The following is a 20,402-nucleotide window of genomic DNA, read 5'->3' as shown; positions in this document are numbered from 1 at the left end:
CGGCCCGCTTTCGCCCGAGAAGCTCCCGAAGGAGACCTGCCGTGAGTCCCGTCCGGGTGATGATCGTCGAGGACAGCCTCGTGGTGCGGGAGCTGCTGCGCTACATCGTTTCGCGCGATCCCCGGCTCGAACTCGTCGCGGCGGTCGCCTCCGGGGAGGAGGCCCTGGCGTCGATCGCCAGCAATCGCCCCGACGTGATCTCGATGGACATCCGCCTGCCCGGCATCGACGGGCTGGAGACCACGCGGCGGATCATGGCCGAGCGGCCGACCCCCATCGTCGTCATCGCCGACGCGGTGGAGGATTCCTCGCTCCACATCTCGATGAACGCGCTCCGGGCCGGCGCCCTCTCCGTGGTGGAGAAGCCCGTCGCCACGACCCATGCGGGCTATGAATCGGTCGCGGGCGAAATCTGCACGCAATTGCGCATCATGGCCCAGGTGCCGGTGATCCGGCGCCGGCCGATCGGCGCGGAATGGGCCGGGCGCACGGCACCCGCCGCCGCCGCCCCGTCACCGATGCCCGTCGTGCCGGGCCAGTCGCCGAGCGTCTTCGGCATCGCCGCCTCGACGGGCGGGCCGCCGGCGCTCGCCAAGGTGATCGGCGCGCTGCCCGAGACCTTCCCCCTGCCGATCCTGCTGGTGCAGCACATGGGTCCGGCCTTCATGGAAGGCTTCGCCGCGTGGCTCGATAGCGTGGTCGCCCTGCCCGTGGGCCTCGCCCGCGACGGCGAGCGCGCGGAGCCCGGCCGGGTCTACGTCGCCCCCGGCGACCGCCACCTCGAACTCGGTTCCAACCGGGTGCTGCGGGTGGTCGAGACCCCCGCCGTTTCGGGCCAGCGCCCGGCGGCGACGGTGCTGTTCCGCTCCATCGCCCGGCAGGCGGGGGCCTCGGCCATCGGCGCCCTCCTGACCGGCATGGGCGAGGACGGCGCGGCGGGCCTCCTCGACATGCAAGCGGCCGGCGCCCAGACGGTGGCCGAGCACGAGAGCACGGCGGTGGTCTACGGGATGCCGGCGGCGGCCGTGCGCCTCGGCGCGGCGCGCGCGGTGTTGCCCCTCGACCGGATCGCCGCGCATGTCCAGCGCATCGCCATGCCGGGGACGCTGCCGTGACGGCTGCCGCCGCAGGCGAGCCGGCGCGGATCCTCCTCGTCGAGGATTCCGAGACCCAGGCCCTCGAATTGCGGCTGTTCCTCGAAGCCAATGGCTTCGGTGTGTCGCGCTGCGCCAGCGCCGAGACCGCGCTCGACGCCCTCAACGAGGCGCAGCCCGACCTCGTGGTGGCCGATTACCACCTGCCCGGCATGAACGGCGACGAGCTGATCCGGCAGATGCGCCTGTCGCTGCGCACCCGGGCCCTGCCGGTGCTGATGCTGACGGGCGGCAGCGGCGGCGAGCGCCAGGGACTGGAGAGCGGCGCCGACGCCTACCTGCCGAAATCCGCCGACCGCGACCTGATGATCCTGCGCATCCGTGCCCTGCTGCGCGAGCGCCGGGCCGGGGGCGACGACAACCCCGGCGCGGCGGCCTTCCGCCGGGGCCGCGTCCTCGTCATCGACGGCAGCGCCACCTACCGCACCTTCCTCGCCGGCCTCTTGGGCCAAGACGGGCATCAGGTCACGGTCGCCGAGAGCGCCGGGGCGGCCCTGGCCGCCCTCGACGGCGACGGCAACGCCTTCGATTGCGTGACCCTCGACCTGCTGGGTCACGATTACGACGGGCTGACCCTCTGCGCGGAGATCGGCCGGCGGCGGGAGGGCGCGGCCGGGGCGGGCTTCCACCTCGTCGCCATCTCCGGCAGCGACCCGGCCAAGGATTTCCTCGTCCAGGCCTTCGCGGCGGGCGCTGACGACGTCATCTCGAAGACCGACGCGGAGGTGCTGGCGCTACGGGTGCGCGGCTACGTCCGCCGCCGCCTGCTGGAGGAGGACGACCGCCGCATCGCGGGGGAGTTCGGGCAGCGGGAGCGCGCCGTTGAGCGGGCGCTGGCCGAGGCCGAGGCCGCCGAGGCGCGGGCGAGCCTCGCCGACGCCCTGGAACGGGCGAACCAGGACCTCGCCGACGCCAACCGCCGCCTCACCGACGCCCAGGCGAAGCTGGTCCAGGCCGCGAAGATGGCCTCCCTCGGCGAGCTGGTCGCGGGCATCGCGCACGAGATCAACAACCCGCTGGCCTTCATCCTGGCGCACCAGGGCACGGTCGAGCGCGTGCTGGGCGAACTCCCCACCACCGGGGATCCCACTGCCGCCCGCGCCATCGAGAAGGCGCGCAGCCGCGTCGGCGCCATGCGGCTCGGGCTGACGCGGATCCAGGACCTCGTCCTGAACCTGCGCAAGTTCTCACGCCTCGACGAGGGCGAGCGTTCCCTGGTGAACGTGCCCGAGGCGATCGAGACTGTGCTTGCCCTGTTGCAGCACAAGCTCGGGGACCGGATCGCAGTGGAGCGCACCTTCTCCGGGCGGCCGGAGATCCACTGCACCCCGGCGCTGCTCAATCAGGTGGTGATGAACATCCTCGGCAACGCCGCCGACGCGATGCCGGAGGGCGGCACGATCCGCGTGACCACCCGCTCGGACAACGCCTGCGACGAAATCCGCATCAGCGACACCGGCCCCGGTATTCCCGAGGATCTGCGCGAGAAGATCTTCGAGCCGTTCTTTACCACGAAGCCGGTCGGGGCTGGTACGGGCCTCGGTCTGGCGATTGCATACAGCGTCGTTCAGGCGCATAGCGGCTCGCTGACTGTGGAGACGGCCCCAGGGGGAGGTGCCTGCTTCGTGATCGGGATTCCGCGGCAGGCGGCGCGCGCACATGAGTGACATCGGGGGAGGTCTTTCGGCTCGCACGGGCACGATTCTGGCTGTCGATGACGAGCCCGACATCCTCATCGCCCTCGAGGACCTGTTCGAGGATTCCTACCGCGTCCTGACCGCGAGCCGGCCCGCCGACGCCCTGGACATCCTCCGCGCCGAACCGGACATCGCCGTCATCGTCTCCGACCAGCGGATGCCCGGCCTGACCGGCGACGCCCTGCTCGCCGAAGCCCGCGCGTTCCACGACGCGCAGGCGATCCTCCTCACCGGATATGCCGACATCACCGCCGTGATCGCGGCCCTCAACCGGGGCGGCATCGTCGGCTACGTGACCAAGCCGTGGGACCCCGGCATCCTGCGCGGCACCGTCGCCCAGGCCTACCAGCGCCACCAGCTCGGGCGCGACCTCGCCACCGAGCGCGCCCTGCTGCGCGGCCTCCTCGACCACGCCGCCGACGCGATCAGCTTCAAGGATGCAGGCGGGCGCTTCGTGCGCCTCAACGCGCGCAAGGCCACCCTCCTCAAGCGCGACCTGCCCGATTGCCTCGGCCTGCGCGAGGCCGACCTGCCCGAACCCAAGGCCCAGGCCGAGGCCTCCGCCGACGACGAGGCGATGCGCCTCGGCACGGTGGCGGAGACCCTCGTCAGCGAGGGGCCGCCCGGCGCTGAGACGTGGAGCCACTTCACCCGCGTGCCGATCCGCGACGCCAGCGGCGCGGTCTCGCATCTCGCGGTGATCGAGCGGGACGTCACCGAGCAGAAGAGCCTGGAGGCGCGGCTGCGCCAATCGGACAAGATGCAGGCCCTCGGTACGCTCGCCGGCGGCATCGCCCACGACTTCAACAACCTGCTCACCGCGATCCTCGGCAGCCTCGAACTCGCGGCGCCGAAGGTCGCCGACCTGCCGCGCGTCCAGCGCCTGATCGAGAACGCCCGGGGGGCGGCCGAGCGCGGCGCGTCCCTCACCAAGCGTCTCCTCAGCTTCAGCCGCGCCCACGACCTTCAGGCGCGGGCCACCGACGTGAACGCCCTGATCGAGGGCATGAGCGAGCTGTTCAAGAGCAGCCTCGGCGGGCTCGTCGCCGTCAGCACCGACCTCGCCCCCGACCTCCCCGCCGCGCAGGTCGACCCCGACCAGCTCGAACTGGCGGTGCTCAACCTCTGCATCAACGCCCGCGACGCGATGCCGGACGGCGGCCGGATCACCATCGCCACGCGGCAGATGGCGATCAACGGCGATCCCGAGATCGGGGACGGGGCCTACCTCGCCATCCGCGTGAGCGACGAGGGCACCGGCATCCCGGAGGAGATCCTGCGCCGGGTCTGCGAGCCGTTCTTCACCACCAAGGCTGTGGGACAGGGCACGGGCCTCGGCCTCGCCATGGTGTTCGGCCTCGCCCAGCAATCGAAGGGGCGGCTCGTCATCGAGAGCGAGGTCGGCAAGGGCACGCGGGTGGAACTCGCCCTGCCCTTCGCGGCCTCGGCGCCGGAGGTGGACGAGGCCAGGGAGCCAGCCGCGCCCGCCGCCGCCCGCCCGGCCCGGATCCTCGTGGTCGATGACGACCCGGAGGTCCGCCACGTCACCGCCTCGTTCCTGTCGGGCTTCGGCTACGACGAGACCGAAGCCGGCAACGGCCTCACCGCCCTCGACCTGCTGAACCGGGAGCGGTTCGACCTCGTGGTCGCCGACCTCGCCATGCCGGGCATGAGCGGGGTGGAGCTCGCCTCCGAGGTGAAGGCCCGCCTGCCCGGCATGCCGGTGCTGATCCTCACCGGCCATGCCGAGGCGATGCAGATCCCGGCGGACCTGCCGGTGCTGGCCAAGCCGTTCCGCTCGGCCGACCTCGCCACCCGCGTCTCGGCCCTGCTCGATCCCGGCCGGGCGGCCTGACGCCCGGTCTCGGCGCGCCCCGCATGTCCGACGAGTCCCCCCCGGCTGTCCCCGATCAGCGCCTCAGCCGCCTGATCGTGCGCGACTTCCGCAACCATGCCGACCTCGACCTGAAGCCGGGGGCGCGCCTCGTCGCCCTGGTGGGGGAGAACGGGGCGGGCAAGACCAACATTCTGGAAGCAATCTCCCTCTTCGCCCCCGGGCGGGGCCTGCGCCGGGCCGAATTCTCGGCCATGGCGCGCAACGGCGGGCCGGGGGGCTTCGCCGTCTCCCTCACCCTCGACCGGGACGGGGCCGAGCACCGCCTCGGCACGGGCATGGAGCCGCCGGGCTTCGACGGGCGGGCGAGCCGCCTGTGCCGGGTCGATGGCGCCGCCGCCTCCTCGCCCGTGGCGTTCAGCGAGTTCTTCCGGGTGGTGTGGCTCACCCCCGATTTCGATGCCCTGTTCCGGGGGCCGGCGGGCGACCGACGCCGCTTCCTCGACCGGCTGGTGCTGGCCGTCGATGCCGGCCACGGCACGCGGGTCTCGGCCCTGGAACGGGCGCTCCGCTCCCGCAATCGCCTGCTGGAGGAGCCGGGCCAGGATGCCCGCTGGCTCGACGCCATCGAGCGGGAGATCGCCGAACTCGGCGTCGCGGTGGCGCTGGCCCGCCGGGAGACGGTGGAACGCCTGGATCGCCTCATCGCCCAGAGCCGCGACGACGCGCAGCCCTTCCCCTGGGCCTCGGTGCGCCTCGAAGGCGACCTCGACGATCTCGTCGCCGTCTGGCCCGCCATCGAGGCCGAGGACCGCTTCCGGCAGGCCCTGCGCCAGGGCCGCCCCCGCGACCGGGCGGCGGGGCGCACCCTCAGCGGGCCGCAGACCAGCGACCTCGTGGTCCGCCACGGCCCCAAGGACGTGCCGGCGGGCACGGCCTCCACGGGGGAGCAGAAGGCGCTGCTGATCGGCCTCGTCCTCGCCCATGCGCGGCTGGTGCGGGCAATGAGCGGCATCGCCCCGGCGATCCTGCTCGACGAGGTTGCCGCCCATCTCGACCCGCGCCGCCGGCTCGGCCTGTTCGAGGCGCTGGACGCCCTCTCCGGCCAGGTCTGGATGACCGGCACCGACCCGGAGGCCTTCGCTCCGGCGGGGGCGATGATCGAGACCGTCCGCATCGGCCATTGAGCCGCCGGGCGACCGCACCACATTGGCACCACCCGAACACGGAAGCGACGAGACCATGGCCAAGCCCGTCCACAGCATGATCCGCGTGCGCGATGAGGCGCGTTCCCGCGACTACTACGCCCGCGCCTTCGGCCTGGAGCCGGCCGACCGGTTCGACTTCCCGGATTTCACCCTGCTCTACCTGAAGGACCCGTCCTCGCCGTTCGAGCTGGAGCTGACGGTCAACAAGGACCGGGAGAAGCCCTACGACATTGGCGACGGCTACGGGCACATCGCCTTCGTGGTGGACGATCTCGAAGCCGAGCACGCCAAGCACAAGCAGGCGGGCTTCACCGTCACCGACGTGAAGACCCTCGAGCACGGCGAGACGCAACTCGCGACGTTCTTCTTCGCCACCGACCCGGACGGCTACAAGATCGAGGTCATCCAGCGTGGCGGGCGCTTCTCGTAACGCCTTCCACCCTCACACGTTTCACAGGCCAGCTTCAGGTACCATGAGAGAGACCACGCGCATCGTCTGCCTCCGGCACGGGGAATCGACCTTCAACGCCGCCCACCGGGCGACGGGGATCGACCCGGACCACCGCGATGCGCGCCTCACCCCCAAGGGCGAGGCGCAGGCGCGCGCCGCCGCCGCCGCGCTCCGCGACATCCCCTTCGACCTCGTGGTGGTCTCGCCCCTCACCCGTGCGATCCAGACCGCCGCCCTGGCGTTCGAGGGGCACCCGAGCGAGCCTCGCATCCTCGTGGAGGTGCTGCACCGGGAATGCCAGGAGAGCAGCTGCGACGTCGGCCGGGCGGCCTCCGAGCTGGCGGCGGATTTCCCGCATCTCGACATCGGGCACCTTCCGGAGGTGTGGTGGCACGCCGAGGACGGCGCGGAGACCACGTTCGGCCTGCCGATCGAGCCCCGTCACCTGTTCGACGACCGGGTGGTCGCCTTCCGGGAATGGCTGCGGGCGCGGCCGGAGCGCACCATCGCGGTGGTGGGCCACGGCACGTTCTTCTACCACCTGACCGGCACGTTCCTCGAGAACTGCGCCACGATCGAACTGGATCTCGATGCGGAGCCGGTGGTGGCTTGAGTGCCGCCCCTCCCCGTCATTGCGAGGTACGAAGCAATCCAGGGCCGCTCCACAATCGGAAGCGGCCCTCCCGCCCCTGGATTGCTTCGCTGACGCTCGCAATGACGTCGTGCTTGTCGGTGGCGCGTCCCTACTTCGCGCCTCCATCCACCGTGATCGTCTCACCCGTGATGTAGGCCGCCCCGGCGCCGAGGAAGAAGATCGCCTCCGCGATGTCCTCCGGCGTCGCCAGCCGCGCGAGCATGGTCCGGTCGAGGGTGGCGGCCTTGCGCTCGGCGGGCCATGCGCTGGTCCAGGGCGTCTCCACGAGGCCCGGCGCCACGGCGTTCACGCGGATCTCCGGCGCCAGCGCCCGTGCGAGGCTGCGGGTGAGGTTGATCAGCCCCGCCTTGCTCGCCGAGTACGCGATGGATGAGCCCCGCCGCCCGAGACCCGCCACGGAGGCGGTGTTGACGATGGCCCCCCGCGTCTCCCGCAGGGCCCCGGCGGCGGCGCGGGCGCAGCGATATGGCCCGACGAGATTCGTGGACAGGATCGTGTCCCAGAACGCCTCGGTCATCGCGTCGAGATCCTCGAAGGCGATGGGCGCCGTGGTGCCGGAGGTGCCGGCATTGTTCACGAGCACGTCGAGCCCGCCGAGGCGGTCGATGGCCTGCGCCACCATCGCCTCGGCCTCGCCGGGCTTCGAGACGTCCCCCGCCACGGCGAGGACCGACAGCCGCTCCGCCTCGGCGGCGCCGCGTGCATCGTCGGGCAGGTGGTTGAGGGCGACCCTCGCGCCGTTGCGGGCGAACAGGGCGACGGTGGCGAGCCCGATGCCGGACGAGGCGCCCGTCACGAGCACCCGCTTGCCTGAGAGGTCGGCGCCGATCATGTGCCCTCCATCCGGCCGATCCCGGCCATGGCCGCCTTGAGCGCCAGGAGCTTGCGGTCGCGCTCGCGGAACAGGTCGGCCGGGTCGCGGCCGCCCCAGTCGAAATAGCCCCTCCCCGCCATCACCCCCGTGCGCCCCTCGGCGCAGAGGGCGTCCAGGGTCTCCGAGCGGTCGCGCTGCGGCGGGGGCGCGTAGCTGCCGTTGGCGAGCGCCCGCTGCGTGAGTTCGAGCCCGGTGAAGTCGGCCTTGGCGAGGTGCCCGAGGATCGGGATGCGCAACGACAGGCCGTGGATGATCGCCTCGTCGATCTCGCGGGGGCTGGCGTAGCCCTCGTCCAGCAGGTGGAACACCTCGGCGCTGATCGCCTGTTGGATGCGGTTGGCGATGTAGCCCGGCACGAAGCGCTTCAGCACCACGGGCTTCTGGCCGAGGCCGACCACGAGATCGCGCATCTGCGCGATCACCGCAGGATCGGTGCCGGGGCCGGGCACCACGTCCACGAGGTCGATGATGTAGGGCGGGGTGTACCAGTGCATCACCAGCGCCCGCGCCTGCCGGGAATCCGGCATCAGCGGGAAGACGTCGAGGTAGCTCGTGTTGCTGGCGAGGATCGTGTCCGCCCCGCAGAGCCGGTCGAGTTCGGCGAAGAGGGCGCGCTTCGCCTCCGGGTTCTCGGTGATCGCCTCGATCACGAGGCCAGCCCCCGCCACCGTGGCCGCCAGATCCGCCTCGATCCGCACGGCTTGCGACAGGCGGGCCTCGTCCCACCCCTCCGGCGCGGCGCCGGCTTCGCGGAGCGTCGCGAGGGCGGAGGCCATCAGGCCGGGCACCGCCGCGCGGGTCTCGGGTCGGGTGTCGGTGAGGCGCACCCCGTGCCCGGCGAGCGCGAGGACCAGGGCGATGCCGTGTCCCATCAGCCCGCCGCCGACGACAGCGATCTCCATTCGGACGTCCTTTCCGTTTCGTGCTCTAGCGGCCATCAGACACCGCCGTCATTGCGAGCGCAGCGACGCAATCCAGGGTGGCGGGACGCTCCCGAACGCGGCGCTGCTGGATTGCTTCGCTGCGCTCGCAATGACCGGCAGGGCTTCGAGACACCTTCACACCGTGGCGATGGGGGTGGCGGGCGAGCCGACGGCGCCGGGCAGGCGCAGGGGCGGCGCGGTGAGGAGGAAGCGGTGGCGCCCGTGGGCACGCAGCCAGTCGGCCAGCGGCGTGAGGTGCCACAACTCGCCGAGATTCACCCCGAGCTTGAACAGGCAATGCTGGTGCAGGGGCAGGATGGCGCAGCCCTCGCCCCTAGCCGGGCGGGCCGGATAGGCCTCGACGGCATAGTTGTCGGCGATGAGGGCGACGAGGCCGGAGCGGGTGATCCAGTCGAGGATGCCGGGGTCGCGCCCGTCGAGCGCCGCGCAGAGATTGTGCACGAGGTCCGGGTCTGGGTTTCCGCCCATCGCGATCAGGCGTTCCGCGAAGCCGGTATGGAGGCAGACCATGTCGCCCTCCTCCACGGTGATCCCGTCCGCGTCGAGGATGCCGCGCAGCATCTCCCAGGTCACGACCGTCCTGGCGTCGCCGAGATGGGCGCGCAGGTCGATCATCACCGCCCTGCCCTGCATCCCCGCTTCGGCGAGACGTTCGATGCCGAGATGCTTCGCCCGCGAGGGATTGTTCGCGTCCTCGGCGGTGCTCGGGCCGACGATGTCCCGCCCGCCCCGGAAGCCGTTGTAGAAGGTCGGCCCCGCGCCGCGCCCGTCCGGATCGTAGAGGCAGCCGACATGGGCGAGGGAATCCCACTGCGTCGAGTATTGCAGGTGGATCACCGCGAGGTCGTCGCAGATCACGTCGCTCGCGCCGTCCACCTCCTCGCAGACGAGGAAGTTCGTCACCGGCTCGCCGTTGGCGCGCTTGGTCGGGGTGATGCGCGGCGGGTGGCGGCGGGCGTTCAGGACGTTGCCGCCCGGCAGGTCGAGGGGCAGGCTGAGGCAGAAGGTCAGGCCCTCGCGCACCTCCGCGACGCCCTGGAGCACCTTCTGCGGCGTCAGCAGGTTGAGCCGGCCGCGCTCGTCGTCGGGGCCGAAATCGCCCCAGGTCGAGCCCTCCGGCCGGCGGGTCCAGCGCGGGTTCATCGGCGTCTCCCCTCGCGCGCCGTCTGTGCGGCGTCACGGGCACTGTCCCGCGCCCGGAGGCGCGGGACAAGGGGCCTCACTCCATGACGGGGGCGAGTTTCTTGACGCTCTGCACGTCTTCTCCCAGCCACGCCGCGTTCTTGGCGGTCCCGTCGAAGGTCGCGCTGGTCTTGAACAGCTCGTACTTGCCTTCGAGGGCGTAGGGCTTCGAGCGCGACAGCAGCTCGGCCACCTTCGCCTTGTCCATCGGCTGGAAGGTCTTCACCGCCTCGAAGGCCTGATCCAGATCGCGCTGGTTCTGGATGCCGGTGATCACCACCGAGACCGGCAGATTCAGGGAGAAGTGCAGGTACTCGATCGGCTTGATCGGCGCGTCCGACTTCAGGATCACCCCGTCGCCGAAGGTCTTCATCGCCAGCGGCGCGATGCCCTCGCGCACGAGATGCGGCAGCACGAGGTGGCCGAACGAGCGGAAATGCGCGTCCATCACGTTGAGTGGCATCTGGCAGGAATCGAAGTGGAAGCCCCGCTCCTGCGCGACCGACAGCATCTGCAGGTGGATGCGCGGATCCTTGTGGCCGGTGAAGCCGATGTAGCGGAGCTTGCCCTGCTTCTTCGCCTCCATGAACCCTTCCATGGCGCCACCTTCGGCGAAGACACGGTCGGGATCGTCGAAGCGCAGGATCTCGTGGTGCTGCACGAGGTCGATATGGTCGGTGCGCAGGCGCCGCAGGGATTGCTCGATCTGCTTGAGGGCTTCCTCCTTGGTCCGCCCGTCCATCTTGGACATCAGGAAGACCTTGTTGCGGTAGCCGTTCTGCTCCAGGGCGATGCCCATCCGCTCCTCGGAGCGGCCCTGATTGTAGTCCCAGCAATTGTCCATGAAGGTGATGCCGCGGTCGATGCCGGCATGGATCAGCCGGGTCGCCTCGTCGTCGGTCACGGCACTCTTGCCGAGGTGGAACCCGCCCATGCCGATGGCCGAGATCTTCTCGTCGGTCTTGCCGAAGGTCCGGTAGAGCATCTCGCCCCGGCGCTCGCCCGGATCGGTGACGAGCGGCAGGTCGGCCGGGTCCTGCGGCCGGGTGTTGGGCAGTCCGGGGTCGCTCACGGCCGCCCCCGCAGGGCTCGCGGCGGCAAGGCCGGCGCCGAGGGCAGCGCCCTTGAGGAAGTCGCGGCGTTCCATGTCGGTCTCCGTGAGGGTCGCTTCGGGTCTGTCATCGGGGCGCTCCGGGCTATGGGGATCAACCGCCGCGGGGCGTCATCGTTCGGCGGCGCGGGCGAGACGCTCCGCCGCGTGCAGGAGGCGCAGGGCCGCGCAGGCAGCGCCGTAGCCGTTGTCGATGTTCACGACGGTGATGCCCGGCGCGCAGCTCGCGAGCACCGAGTTCAGGGCGGTGTGCCCGCCCTCCGCGACGCCGTAGCCGACGGAGGTCGGCACCGCGATCACGGGGGAGGCGACGAGGCCGCCCACGACGCTCGGCAGGGCGGCATCCATCCCCGCCGCCACGATGACGATGGGGTGGGCGCGGATCTCCTCGACCCGCTGGGTCAGCCGCCACAGGCCGGCGACGCCGACATCGGCGATGAGGGTCGCGCCCCGGCCCTGGTAGTGCAGCGTGCGCAGGGCCTCGCGGGCGACGGGCACGTCCGAGGTGCCGGCCGCCACGACCGCGACGGCGGGCACCGCCTCCACCGGGCGCGGCTCGCCGAAGAAGGCGGTGCGCGAGACCGGGCAATAATCGAGGGCCCGGCGGTGGTGGCCCTGCAGGGCGTCGAGCTTGTCGGCATCCAGGCGGGTGAGGAGGAAGCGGGCGCCCCGCTCGGCGGCTGCGTCGAGGATGGCGTCGATCTGCGCCGCCGACTTGCCGGCGCAGTAGATCGCCTCTTCGAGGCCGATCCGCTCGGCCCGGCCGAAATCGAGGGTGATCTCATCCCTGACGCTCATGGACGCCCTCCCCCGCTCATCCCACGCACGACGTCATTGCGAGCGGAGCGAAGCAATCCAGCCGGCACTGCCTCATCCGGATAAATCGCGGCCTGGATTGCTTCGGCTCCGCCTCGCAATGACGAGGCGATTTCATTCGTCGCCGAGGTCTGTCCGGCCAGGATTTCAGGAGTGGGCGCCGCCCTGGTTTGCTTTGCCGCGCTCGCGAAGACGGAAGGGGCGCTCACGCCGCGTCTCCGGTGAGGAAGGCGCTGCCGACCTTGTAGGGCAGGAAGCGCACGCCGCCGCCGACGAGGCCCGCAGGGGCCGCCGCCGCGATCCGGCCGGCGAGGTCGTCCCGCGTGGATGCGTCGAGGGCGGCGAGGCTCGCGGGGTCGAGCTCGATCGCCACCCCCGCCGCGCGGACGCGGCAGCGCACGGCCCGGCGGGCATCGCCCGCCCCGAGGGCGCCGCCGACCATCCCCTCCACCGCATGGATGAAGGCGAGCGTCTCCGGCTCGATCCGCAGGCCGGTCTCGACGCGGCTCGACAGGCAGGGCGCGGAGGGCAGTTCCGCCACGTCGCCGAGGCCGAGATCGCGGGCGAGCGCCCGCACGGCGGACTTGTCGAGCCCCGCCTCGACATAGGGGTGGCGCACCCCGTGCTCGCGGGCGGCATCGAGGCCGGGGCGGTACTCGCCGAGGTCGTTCAGGTTCGCGCCCGACACCATCTGCCGGTCCGTCACCGTGCGGATCGTGCCGTAGAGGTTCGTCTTGCAGAAGAAGCAGCGGTTCACCGGGTTCGCCCGGTAGCGGGGATCGTCGAACTCCCCGGCCTGCACGACGGTCAGCGCCCAGCCCTCGCGCTCGGCCTCGCGCCGCACCCGCGCCGTCGCCTCGGCGGGCACGGCGGGCGAGGCGGCGTGGACCATGGCGGCGCCGTCCCCGAGCACCCGGTGGCTCAGGGCGGCGAGTGTCAGGCTGTCGACGCCGCCGCTTACCGCGACGGCGAGCGGGCCAATCTCGGTCAGCACCTCTTCGAGGCGTGTCATTCCCCGTCTCCCTGGTCGAGGGCGATGCGCTCGGCCGTCCGGCGCAGGCGGGCGCGGGCGGCGTGGTCCTCACCCGCGAGGGCGTCGTCGGCCTCGGCCTTGGCGGTGCGCCCGCCCGGCCGCATCACGCGCTTCACCCGGACCTCCCGGCCTTCCACCTCGACGCTCACGCTGTCCCGCTCCAGGGCGATGCCGGCTTCCTTGCGGTAACGCAGGCCGATCGTCGTGGTCTCGCGGAAGCAGGCGCCGATGGCCGCGTCGAGGGCGTCGGCGCGGGCGAGCACGCGGACATGGGTCATCATCCGGCCCTTCTTGCCGAAGACCGGCATCTGCACCGCGTCGAGCACCGCCTCGTGGGCGCGGATCCGGTCGAGGCCCTGCGCCAGGTCCTCGGCGGTCTGGTCGTCCACCTCGAACTCGACGATGCCGATCTCCCGCGCTCCGGCGGGCCAGTGCGCGGCGCCTTCCTCGAAGGCGAGCACGCGTAGGCAATTGCTGATGCCCGGCAGGCGCCGTGTGCCGAAGCCGGTGCCGGAGCGGGCGAGCACCCGCGCGCCCGGCGCCCGTCTGGTCCCCCCGCCGCAGAGGTGGCGCAGGATCGCGGCGCCGGTCGGCGTCACGCGCTCGCCGTGGATGCCGTCATCGATGAGGGCGAAGCCGTCGAGGAGCAGCGTCGTGGCCGGCGCCGGGACCGGCAGGGGGCCGTGCTGCGTCTTCACCCGCCCGCCGCCGAGCGGCAGGGCCGAGACCGTCCAGGCGCTCGCATCGAGGGCCGCCACGATATGGGCGGTGGCGACGATGTCGGCGATGGAATCCCAGGCGCCGACCTCGTGGAAAGCGACCTGATCCACCGGGATGCCGTGGACCCGCCCCTCGGCCTCGGCGAGATGCCCGAAGATCGCCAGGGCGTGCCGCGCCACCTCCGGCGCGAGGTCCGCCCGGCGCAGCCCATCGCGGATCTCGGCCCAATGCCGGTGGGCGTGAGGGTGGTGATGCCCGTGATGGGCGTGATCATGGTGATGGCCGTGATCGTGCCCGTGATCGTGGTGGTGTCCGTTCTCCTCGGCCGGGCGCCCGTCGCGCGTCACCGCGAAGCGGCGGCCGGTGAGGATGCCGTCGGAATGCGCGGAGAGGGTGCAGGCGACGCGGGCCGCCGCATCCGGCGCGGCCTCGGCCAGCGCAGCGCGCACGCTGCGGGCGACCCCGGCCTCGTGCTCGGGGAAGGCGTCGAGGAGAGCGGCCACGACCATGTCGCCGGCGACGCCGCCCAAGGCATCGAGATGGATCTGCATCCCGCCAGAGGTCGGGCGCCCGGCGGTTTTGTCGAGGGCGACATCGCGCCCTATCGGTGCCTTCGTGCCTTCTCCGCCACGGCTTGGCCGAAGGCCGCCACGAGGGGCCGGTTGACGTCGCTCGCGGCGGTGTCGTGCTCGGCGTGCCACTGGACGCCGAGCGCGAAGCCCGGCGCCCCGTCGATGCGGATCGCCTCGATGGTCCCGTCCTCCGCGATGCCCTCGACGACGATGCGCTCGCCCTTTTCGCGGATGCCCTGCCCGTGGAGGGAATTCACGCGGATCCGGTCGCGGCCGATCAACTGGGCGAACACGCCGCCCTCCGTCAGCGTCACGTCGTGGCGATCCGCGAACAGCACCTCGAAATCCGGGTGCAGCTCGCCGTTCGGCAGGCGCGGCATCCGGTGGTTGAGCCGCCCCGGCAGGTCGCGGATCTCCGGGTCGAGGGTGCCGCCGAAGGCGACGTTCATCTCCTGGAAGCCCCGGCAGATGCCGAACAGCGGCACCCCGCGCGCCACGCAGGCCTCGACCAGCGGGAGGGCCAGGGCATCGCGGGATTCGTCGTAGGGCTCGTGGGCGGGGTCCGCCGGCAGGCCGAAGCGGCGGGGATGGACGTTCGCCCGGCCGCCCGTGAGCAGCACGCCGTCCACCGTGTCGAGCAGGTCGCCGAGATCCGTCACCTGCGGACACCCGGCGAAGACCAGAGGCAGGGCACCCGCCACCTCGGCCAGGGCGCGCAGGTTGTTCATGCCCACGATCTGGGCCGGGAAGCGATCCTCGAGCAGGCGCGCATTGCCGATCACGCCGATTACGGGCCTGCCCATCCTCGCACCGCTCTCCCCGTCGACTGTATTTCGCATACGGAGGTAAGCGCGCCGGGGTTCGGGCGCTACCCCGGGGCCGACACGATCCCGAGCGCCCGCGCCTCCTCAAGCAGGATCTCGGCCACGCGCTCCGGCGCTTCCTCGTGCGCCAGATGGCCGAGGCCGCGCACCAGCTTCACCCGCGCATCGGGCAGGCGCTTGGCGAGGTCGAAGGCGGTGTCGGGGGAAATCGCCTTGTCGTCGCCGCCGACTATCAGGAGCGTCCGCGTCGCGAGCCTCGGCAGATCGCGGTGCAGCCGGTCCAGATCCCAGTTCGCCATCATGCCGAGGGCCCCCCGGACATGCCCGGCGCGGGCGAAGAGCCGCCGGTAGAGGTCGAGCCCCACCGGGTCGAGGCGCGAGCCCGTGCCCTCGATCAGCCGGCGCACGGCGGCGCTGTCGGCGGTCCAGGCGAAGAGGCGCGGGGTGAAGGGGTTCAGGAACAGCAGCCGCGCCATGCTCGGGAACAGGAAGCTCGCCGCCCCCGGCAGCGGCGCCAGCGCCCCGTTGAACGCCGCGAACAGGCGTGGGCCGACCATCCCGTCGAGACACATCCGCGCCAGGATCGCCGCCCCGGCCGAATGGCCCGCCACGATGGCGGGCGCCACCCCGAGACCCTGCACCAGGGCCGAGACCGCCTTCGCCATGCCCGGCAGGGAGAGCGTGCCATCCGGCATCGGATCGGTGAAGCCGTGGCCGGGCAGATCCGGCGCGATCACCCGGAACGGGCCGGCGAGCAGCGGCGCGAAGCCCCGCCAGGAATGGTTGGCCGCTCCCGTGCCATGCAGGAGCAGGAGCACGGGCGCGTCGGCCGGGCCGAATTCCTGGACATGCCAGGAGAGGCCGCCGGCCGTCACGAAGCGGCTCGCCACGCGGTGGGGCCAATCGTGGCCGTCCCGCTCCCAATCCGGCCGGTCTCGGGTGTCGACACTCACAGCACGGGCCTCGCAAAAATCGCCGGGTGGATCGCCCGATCTTGCCGCATCGCAGCATGGCGGGGCAAGGCGACCGCAGGTCCGGCGTTATCGTTCATGGGCGGAAGTATTTCGTAAGGCATTGGCAAACCATGCGATCTCCGCATGGCACGGGTGATCTGCGGGTGCTTGTTGCGATGCGGGATGGGGCGCACCCTAGCGTCACTCAACAAGAACATGCGCCCCCACCTCAGGAGCAGGTCATGATACCTCTCGTCCACACCAGCCAGCACGCCACCGCCGGCTTCGGCGGCTGGAACTTCGCCGCCTTCCTGCGCGGGGCGTTCGAATCCTGGATCTCTCATCACCAGCGCCTCGCCGATCTCGGCATCGCCGGCGAGCCGTAGGCCCCTCACCGGATCGCCTTCACGGCGGCGCCGATGGCGCCGCTGTCGAGCCGGGGCAGCGCGAGGTAGCGCGCCGCCATGGCCTCGGCCATGGCCTTCGCGCCGCCGCCCCTGGCGCCGGTATCCACCACCAGGGCCGGGAGCCCCGCCTGCCGGAGGGCGCGGGCCGCCTGCAACGCCTCGTCGCCGGCCCTCGCCCGTCCGCCCGCCCCGTCGCGGGCAACGTTGGCCCGCCCATCCGTCAGCACCACCACGACGGCGTTGCCCCCGCCCCGGCGCACGCCGAGCGCGACTGTGAGCGCGGCGTCGAGCCCGGAGGCCAGGGGCGTGCCCCCGCCACCGGGCAACCCCGCGAGGCCGCGCTTCGCCCGCGTGAGCGAGCGCGTCGGCGGCAGGACGAGATCCGCCCCCGTCCCCCGGAACGCCACCAGCGCGACCCGGTCCCGCCGGACATAGGCTTCCGCGAGTAGTGCCTCGACGGCGCCCTTCGCCTCGGCGAGCCGTTCGAGGGCAGCCGAGCCCGAGGCATCGACGCAGAACACCGTGGTCGTCTCGACCCTTCGACGCAGCTTGCGGATGCGCAGGTCGTCCCGCCGGATCGTGAGGCGACCCTCGCCCTGGCGCAGGCGCTGCCAGGGGGCAGCGGCGCGCAACGTCGCCAGGAGATCGAGGCGGCCCCGTCGCGGGTCGCCGGGCCGGTGGCCCACCGGCCGCCCGGTGCGCGACACCGCCTCCGGCCGGCCGCCCCGCCCCGCCCTCGCGTCCGACCGGCGCAGGCCCCCGGCGAGCAGCAGGTCGAGGAGGCGCGGGGGAATGGCCGCGCGCACGGCATCCAGCACCACATCCTCCGGCGGCGCGGGCTCGCGCTCCTCGCCCTGCCCCGGCGGGGTTTCCTCGCGCTCGTTCTCCGGCGGTGCCTCCGGCGGCGGCGCAGGTTCGGGCAGACGCTCGGCGCGGGGGGCGAGGACGAGCCGCGCCGCCGTGACGGCCGCGTTGTCCGTGGCCAGCGCCCGCGCCACCCGCAGGGCCAGGATCGGCGCGCGGGGCGAGGCGATGCCGAAGGCCGATGCGAGGGTGCACAGCATCGCGACCGGATCGGCCTCCTCCACCTCCGGTTCCTCCGCCGCGCGACCCTCGGTGAGGGCGACGCGCGGCGGGACGGAATCGAGGTCGATGCGGAAGGCGAGCCTGTCGGCCAGGGCGACGGGCGCGGCCTCGTCGTCCCGGCCTTCGTCGAGGAGCACGAGGCCGAACCGGGCCGGCGTATTCTCCGGCCCGGCGCGGCCGGTATCGAGGGCGGCGGCGAGGCGCGCGGCGGTGCCGGGCTCCAGCCGCTCGGCCATGGGCACGACGATCACCCCGCCATCGGCCGCCGCGAGGAGGCCCGTCCGCGTCACCGGCCGCCCGGCGGACAGGGTCGCGGTGAGGTCGAGGCCGCCGAGCAGCCCCTCGTCGCCGATGCCGGGGGGCATCCGGCGGAAGGCGCGCTCCGGCCCGAGGGCGTCGCGCAGGCGCTCGATCCAGGCATCGCGCACCGGACCCGGCCCGGCGCGGACCACGATGCCGCCGAGGCCGTGCGGGTCCTTGGCGAGGAGCCGGAGGGCGAGGAGGGCGTCGGCCCAGATGCGCTCCGGCTCGCCGGCCGTGGTCACGCAAACACCTCGGCCAGCGCCCGCTCCACGCGCACCGTCGAGCCCGATTCATCGAGCGGGTTGCGGCGCAGCCGGTGCCGCAGGGCCGCCGGGGCGATCCGGCGCAGATGGTCGTCGGTGACGGTCCCGGCGCCGTCGAGGGCGGCGAGCGCGCGGGCGGTGCGCATCAGCGTGAGTTCGCCGCGCAGGCCATCGGTGCCCAGCGCGAGGCAGAGCCGCGCCGCCTGTTCCAGGGCCGCATCCGGCACCGTGACGGCGGGGAGGCGCTTGCGCGCCGCCTCGATCCGCTTGCGGATGGCGGTGTCTTCCTTCGCATGGGCGGCGCAGAAGGCGTCCGCGTCGCGCTCGTACGCGTCGCGGGCGCGGACCACCGCGATCCGGGTGGCGATGTCGGTGGGGGTAGCGACCTCGCAGGCGAGGCCGAACCGGTCGAGCAACTGCGGGCGCAACTCGCCCTCCTCCGGGTTGCCGGAGCCGACGAGGACGAACCGCGCCGGATGGCGCAGGGACAGGCCCTCGCGCTCCACGGTGTTCACGCCGGAGGCCGCCACGTCGAGGAGCAGGTCCACGAGGTGGTCCTCCAGCAGGTTCACCTCGTCGATGTAGAGAAAGCCCCGGTTGGCGCGGGCGAGCAGCCCCGGCTCGAACGCCTTCACCCCGGCGCCGAGTGCCCGTTCGAGATCGAGGGTGCCGACCACCCGGTCCTCGGTGGCGCCGAGCGGCAGGTCCACCACCGGCACGGGTTTTTTCTGGGCTTTGCGCGGGCCTCCTTCCGCGCAGTGCGGGCAGAGGTCCGCCGGGCTCGCCGGGTCGCAATTGTAGGGGCAGCCGGCCACCGCGTTCATCGGCGGCAGGAGGGCGGCCAGCGCCCGGATGGCGGTGGACTTGCCGGTTCCCCGATCACCGAAGACCAGCACGCCGCCGACCGCAGGATCCACCGCCGCGATCAGCAGGGCTTGTCGCATCTCGTCCTGGCCGACGATAGCCGAGAATGGGAAGGGGGGCACCGGCTTACGCGCTCGTTCAAAAACTTCTGTAAATGCGTATCATTGTCGAGCGAAATTTTCCAAGTTCAACCGGCTTGTAGCTACATGATGCGGCTGGATAGGATCGTTACCAAACGGCAAGCTAATGAAGCAGAGCATCCTTGATGTGGAAAGCTGGCGAGCCAGCACAAGCCAAGAGATTTTGCAATCTCTGAAAAAGAGAAAGGAATATAAAAACAAAAACAAGAAAAAACTAGGTTCCGCAATTATCTTCCGGACTCACCTCCGGCCAGTAGATATCTACTCATACCTAAAGGCTCGCTTTGGGGCTCCAAACGGTATCCAGAATATATTAAGAAGCGACGATAGCGACAATATTTTTCATTGGGATTACAATATCAAAGCGGGATCTGCAGATATCTACGTCGTCGGCGGAACAAGGCAGACACATTTTCATATTTCGAAAGCAATTGAAGACCACGAATGGCCGATCTTATTGAAGGCGATAAAAGCCGATTTCAGGAGGGTTGCGAAAGACAAGGGCAAGGTAGTCCAAAGCTTTGAGAAATGGGCCATTTTTCAAAATAAATTCGCCGTAATTGCTGACAATTGTGCTGAACTCCACGAGAGAATATTAAACTCTCCAGAATTTGATCCCTCAAAGACGAGTGGCGGCAATAATAAAAAAATAAGCAAAAGTTTGAAGCGAATGAAAGTTGTTGCTTCAAGAGCTGCGGATTTACATGGCGATTGTTTAAAATTAAGGCTTCTTACGCCGGTAATGGCGGAGGCGTTCATCGCTCTATTTATACTTACGTTCTGCAAAGACGAAATTCGGAACGATAAGGAATTGTATAGCGCGTTTGTGCGTGCAAAAATTCCGGAGAGGATCGATTTAATTCACTACAACTGCTATGGCATTGTATCGAGAATAGATAAGAATTCTGATCTGTACCGCAAATTTATGACTATTATAAATAAACGTAATGATTTAATCCACGGCAATATGGATCCACAAAAAGATCTGATCGAAATTGTCTATTTTGAAGGTAAGCGCCCAATCTTCAGCGAGGCTGGAGATCATATAGCTACGTTCTTCCAGCAAATTGAAAAACTATACGATCCAAATGGCGCCATCGAAGACTACGAAAACACGCATCTTTTTCTGCTAGATATAGCAAACTGTCTAGATCTAACAATTTATAAATGGTTCTTGCAAATCATTAATGATAATTATCCCGGTTTTGAGATGAGACGGAAGCGTGTAACTAGACTTTTTCCGTCTCATCTCGCCACTGCAAGTTTTTCGGGTCTACGTTTCGATGATGAGTTAGATGTTAAATGGTAGAT

General features: G+C 70.5%; 19 protein-coding genes. 8 read left to right on the top strand and 11 right to left on the bottom strand.

Annotated features, from left to right (window positions below; translation table 11 throughout):
* Nucleotides 1-59 precede the first annotated feature (59 nt).
* The 6 genes from cheB to ACS5Q7_RS00825 are packed head-to-tail and all read left to right on the top strand — an operon-like array spanning nucleotide 60 to nucleotide 6,957.
* Nucleotides 60-1,115, top strand: coding sequence for a chemotaxis-specific protein-glutamate methyltransferase CheB (gene cheB, locus ACS5Q7_RS00850; protein WP_478338000.1), 1,056 nt, complete (start codon nucleotides 60-62; stop codon nucleotides 1,113-1,115).
* Complete coding sequence (locus ACS5Q7_RS00845; protein ID WP_478337540.1) at nucleotides 1,112-2,821, top strand: response regulator; 1,710 nt, start codon at nucleotides 1,112-1,114, stop codon at nucleotides 2,819-2,821. Before cheB ends, ACS5Q7_RS00845 begins: the two co-directional genes overlap by 4 nt.
* Nucleotides 2,814-4,706 (top strand): response regulator, encoded by a 1,893-nt coding sequence (locus ACS5Q7_RS00840; protein WP_478337539.1) that lies wholly within the window; start codon nucleotides 2,814-2,816, stop codon nucleotides 4,704-4,706. Before ACS5Q7_RS00845 ends, ACS5Q7_RS00840 begins: the two co-directional genes overlap by 8 nt.
* Nucleotides 4,707-4,729: 23 nt before the next feature.
* Nucleotides 4,730-5,872: a DNA replication/repair protein RecF gene (gene recF, locus ACS5Q7_RS00835; protein ID WP_478337538.1), complete on the top strand. Its 1,143-nt coding sequence runs from the start codon at nucleotides 4,730-4,732 to the stop codon at nucleotides 5,870-5,872.
* Between the two features lie 55 nt (nucleotides 5,873-5,927).
* Complete coding sequence (locus ACS5Q7_RS00830) at nucleotides 5,928-6,323, top strand: VOC family protein (protein WP_478337537.1); 396 nt, start codon at nucleotides 5,928-5,930, stop codon at nucleotides 6,321-6,323.
* A 43-nt stretch (nucleotides 6,324-6,366) separates the two neighbouring features.
* Complete coding sequence (locus ACS5Q7_RS00825) at nucleotides 6,367-6,957, top strand: histidine phosphatase family protein (RefSeq protein WP_342163761.1); 591 nt, start codon at nucleotides 6,367-6,369, stop codon at nucleotides 6,955-6,957.
* A gap of 130 nt (nucleotides 6,958-7,087) precedes the next feature.
* On the opposite strand, the gene ACS5Q7_RS00820 is transcribed toward ACS5Q7_RS00825, so the two are convergent.
* From ACS5Q7_RS00820 to bchO, 9 genes are all read right to left on the bottom strand, one after another.
* A complete protein-coding gene (locus ACS5Q7_RS00820; RefSeq protein ID WP_478337536.1) occupies nucleotides 7,088-7,831 on the bottom strand; it encodes an SDR family NAD(P)-dependent oxidoreductase in 744 nt (247 codons plus the stop codon).
* Entirely contained in the window at nucleotides 7,828-8,775 is a 948-nt protein-coding gene (locus ACS5Q7_RS00815; RefSeq protein ID WP_478337535.1) for a 3-hydroxyacyl-CoA dehydrogenase family protein, read from the bottom strand. The genes ACS5Q7_RS00820 and ACS5Q7_RS00815 overlap by 4 nt, the downstream gene beginning before the upstream one ends.
* A 156-nt stretch (nucleotides 8,776-8,931) precedes the next feature.
* Nucleotides 8,932-9,960 carry a cyclase family protein gene (locus ACS5Q7_RS00810; protein ID WP_478337534.1) on the bottom strand — a complete coding sequence of 343 codons (1,029 nt, stop codon included), beginning with the start codon at nucleotides 9,958-9,960 and terminating at the stop codon, nucleotides 8,932-8,934.
* 76 nt (nucleotides 9,961-10,036) lie between these two features.
* Nucleotides 10,037-11,146: an aldo/keto reductase gene (locus tag ACS5Q7_RS00805; protein ID WP_478337533.1), complete on the bottom strand. Its 1,110-nt coding sequence runs from the start codon at nucleotides 11,144-11,146 to the stop codon at nucleotides 10,037-10,039.
* A gap of 75 nt (nucleotides 11,147-11,221) precedes the next feature.
* Nucleotides 11,222-11,908, bottom strand: a complete 687-nt coding sequence (larB, locus tag ACS5Q7_RS00800; protein ID WP_478337532.1) for a nickel pincer cofactor biosynthesis protein LarB — start codon at nucleotides 11,906-11,908, stop codon at nucleotides 11,222-11,224.
* A gap of 223 nt (nucleotides 11,909-12,131) precedes the next feature.
* A complete protein-coding gene (gene larE / locus ACS5Q7_RS00795; protein ID WP_478337531.1) occupies nucleotides 12,132-12,938 on the bottom strand; it encodes an ATP-dependent sacrificial sulfur transferase LarE in 807 nt (268 codons plus the stop codon).
* A complete protein-coding gene (gene larC / locus ACS5Q7_RS00790; RefSeq protein ID WP_478337530.1) occupies nucleotides 12,935-14,230 on the bottom strand; it encodes a nickel pincer cofactor biosynthesis protein LarC in 1,296 nt (431 codons plus the stop codon). The genes larE and larC overlap by 4 nt, the downstream gene beginning before the upstream one ends.
* Nucleotides 14,231-14,280: 50 nt before the next feature.
* Entirely contained in the window at nucleotides 14,281-15,054 is a 774-nt protein-coding gene (locus ACS5Q7_RS00785) for a gamma-glutamyl-gamma-aminobutyrate hydrolase family protein (RefSeq protein ID WP_478337529.1), read from the bottom strand.
* A 65-nt stretch (nucleotides 15,055-15,119) separates the two neighbouring features.
* Complete coding sequence (bchO, locus tag ACS5Q7_RS00780) at nucleotides 15,120-16,028, bottom strand: alpha/beta fold hydrolase BchO (protein ID WP_478337528.1); 909 nt, start codon at nucleotides 16,026-16,028, stop codon at nucleotides 15,120-15,122.
* 242 nt (nucleotides 16,029-16,270) lie between these two features.
* On the opposite strand from bchO, the gene ACS5Q7_RS00775 reads away from it, so the two are divergent.
* Nucleotides 16,271-16,414: a hypothetical protein gene (locus ACS5Q7_RS00775; RefSeq protein ID WP_478337527.1), complete on the top strand. Its 144-nt coding sequence runs from the start codon at nucleotides 16,271-16,273 to the stop codon at nucleotides 16,412-16,414.
* A 5-nt stretch (nucleotides 16,415-16,419) separates the two neighbouring features.
* On the opposite strand, the gene ACS5Q7_RS00770 is transcribed toward ACS5Q7_RS00775, so the two are convergent.
* Both ACS5Q7_RS00770 and bchI read right to left on the bottom strand, forming a co-directional pair.
* On the bottom strand, nucleotides 16,420-18,066 hold the full coding sequence (locus ACS5Q7_RS00770) for a magnesium chelatase subunit D (RefSeq protein ID WP_478337526.1): 1,647 nt from the start codon (nucleotides 18,064-18,066) through the stop codon (nucleotides 16,420-16,422).
* The gene (bchI, locus tag ACS5Q7_RS00765) at nucleotides 18,063-19,073 is read right to left on the bottom strand and encodes a magnesium chelatase ATPase subunit I (protein ID WP_478337525.1); all 1,011 of its coding nucleotides are present in this window, start codon (nucleotides 19,071-19,073) and stop codon (nucleotides 18,063-18,065) included. Before bchI ends, ACS5Q7_RS00770 begins: the two co-directional genes overlap by 4 nt.
* Nucleotides 19,074-19,197: 124 nt before the next feature.
* Between bchI and ACS5Q7_RS00760 the strand changes: the two genes are divergently transcribed.
* Complete coding sequence (locus ACS5Q7_RS00760) at nucleotides 19,198-20,400, top strand: hypothetical protein (protein ID WP_478337524.1); 1,203 nt, start codon at nucleotides 19,198-19,200, stop codon at nucleotides 20,398-20,400.
* Nucleotides 20,401-20,402 lie beyond the last annotated feature (2 nt).

This window comes from Methylobacterium sp. Gmos3 (assembly GCF_056430985.1).
This window is presented reverse-complemented; position numbering and strand designations above follow the sequence as displayed.

Coding starts and splice junctions, on each gene's coding strand:
- cheB (WP_478338000.1), top strand. CDS start 60: ATGATCGTCGAGGACAGCCTCGTGGTGCGGGAGCTGCTGCGCTACATC.
- ACS5Q7_RS00840 (WP_478337539.1), top strand. CDS start 2,814: ATGAGTGACATCGGGGGAGGTCTTTCGGCTCGCACGGGCACGATTCTG.
- recF (WP_478337538.1), top strand. CDS start 4,730: ATGTCCGACGAGTCCCCCCCGGCTGTCCCCGATCAGCGCCTCAGCCGC.
- ACS5Q7_RS00830 (WP_478337537.1), top strand. CDS start 5,928: ATGGCCAAGCCCGTCCACAGCATGATCCGCGTGCGCGATGAGGCGCGT.
- ACS5Q7_RS00825 (WP_342163761.1), top strand. CDS start 6,367: ATGAGAGAGACCACGCGCATCGTCTGCCTCCGGCACGGGGAATCGACC.
- ACS5Q7_RS00820 (WP_478337536.1), bottom strand. CDS start 7,831: ATGATCGGCGCCGACCTCTCAGGCAAGCGGGTGCTCGTGACGGGCGCC.
- ACS5Q7_RS00815 (WP_478337535.1), bottom strand. CDS start 8,775: ATGGAGATCGCTGTCGTCGGCGGCGGGCTGATGGGACACGGCATCGCC.
- ACS5Q7_RS00810 (WP_478337534.1), bottom strand. CDS start 9,960: ATGAACCCGCGCTGGACCCGCCGGCCGGAGGGCTCGACCTGGGGCGAT.
- ACS5Q7_RS00805 (WP_478337533.1), bottom strand. CDS start 11,146: ATGGAACGCCGCGACTTCCTCAAGGGCGCTGCCCTCGGCGCCGGCCTT.
- larB (WP_478337532.1), bottom strand. CDS start 11,908: ATGAGCGTCAGGGATGAGATCACCCTCGATTTCGGCCGGGCCGAGCGG.
- larE (WP_478337531.1), bottom strand. CDS start 12,938: ATGACACGCCTCGAAGAGGTGCTGACCGAGATTGGCCCGCTCGCCGTC.
- larC (WP_478337530.1), bottom strand. CDS start 14,230: ATGCAGATCCATCTCGATGCCTTGGGCGGCGTCGCCGGCGACATGGTC.
- ACS5Q7_RS00785 (WP_478337529.1), bottom strand. CDS start 15,054: ATGGGCAGGCCCGTAATCGGCGTGATCGGCAATGCGCGCCTGCTCGAG.
- ACS5Q7_RS00775 (WP_478337527.1), top strand. CDS start 16,271: ATGATACCTCTCGTCCACACCAGCCAGCACGCCACCGCCGGCTTCGGC.
- ACS5Q7_RS00760 (WP_478337524.1), top strand. CDS start 19,198: ATGAAGCAGAGCATCCTTGATGTGGAAAGCTGGCGAGCCAGCACAAGC.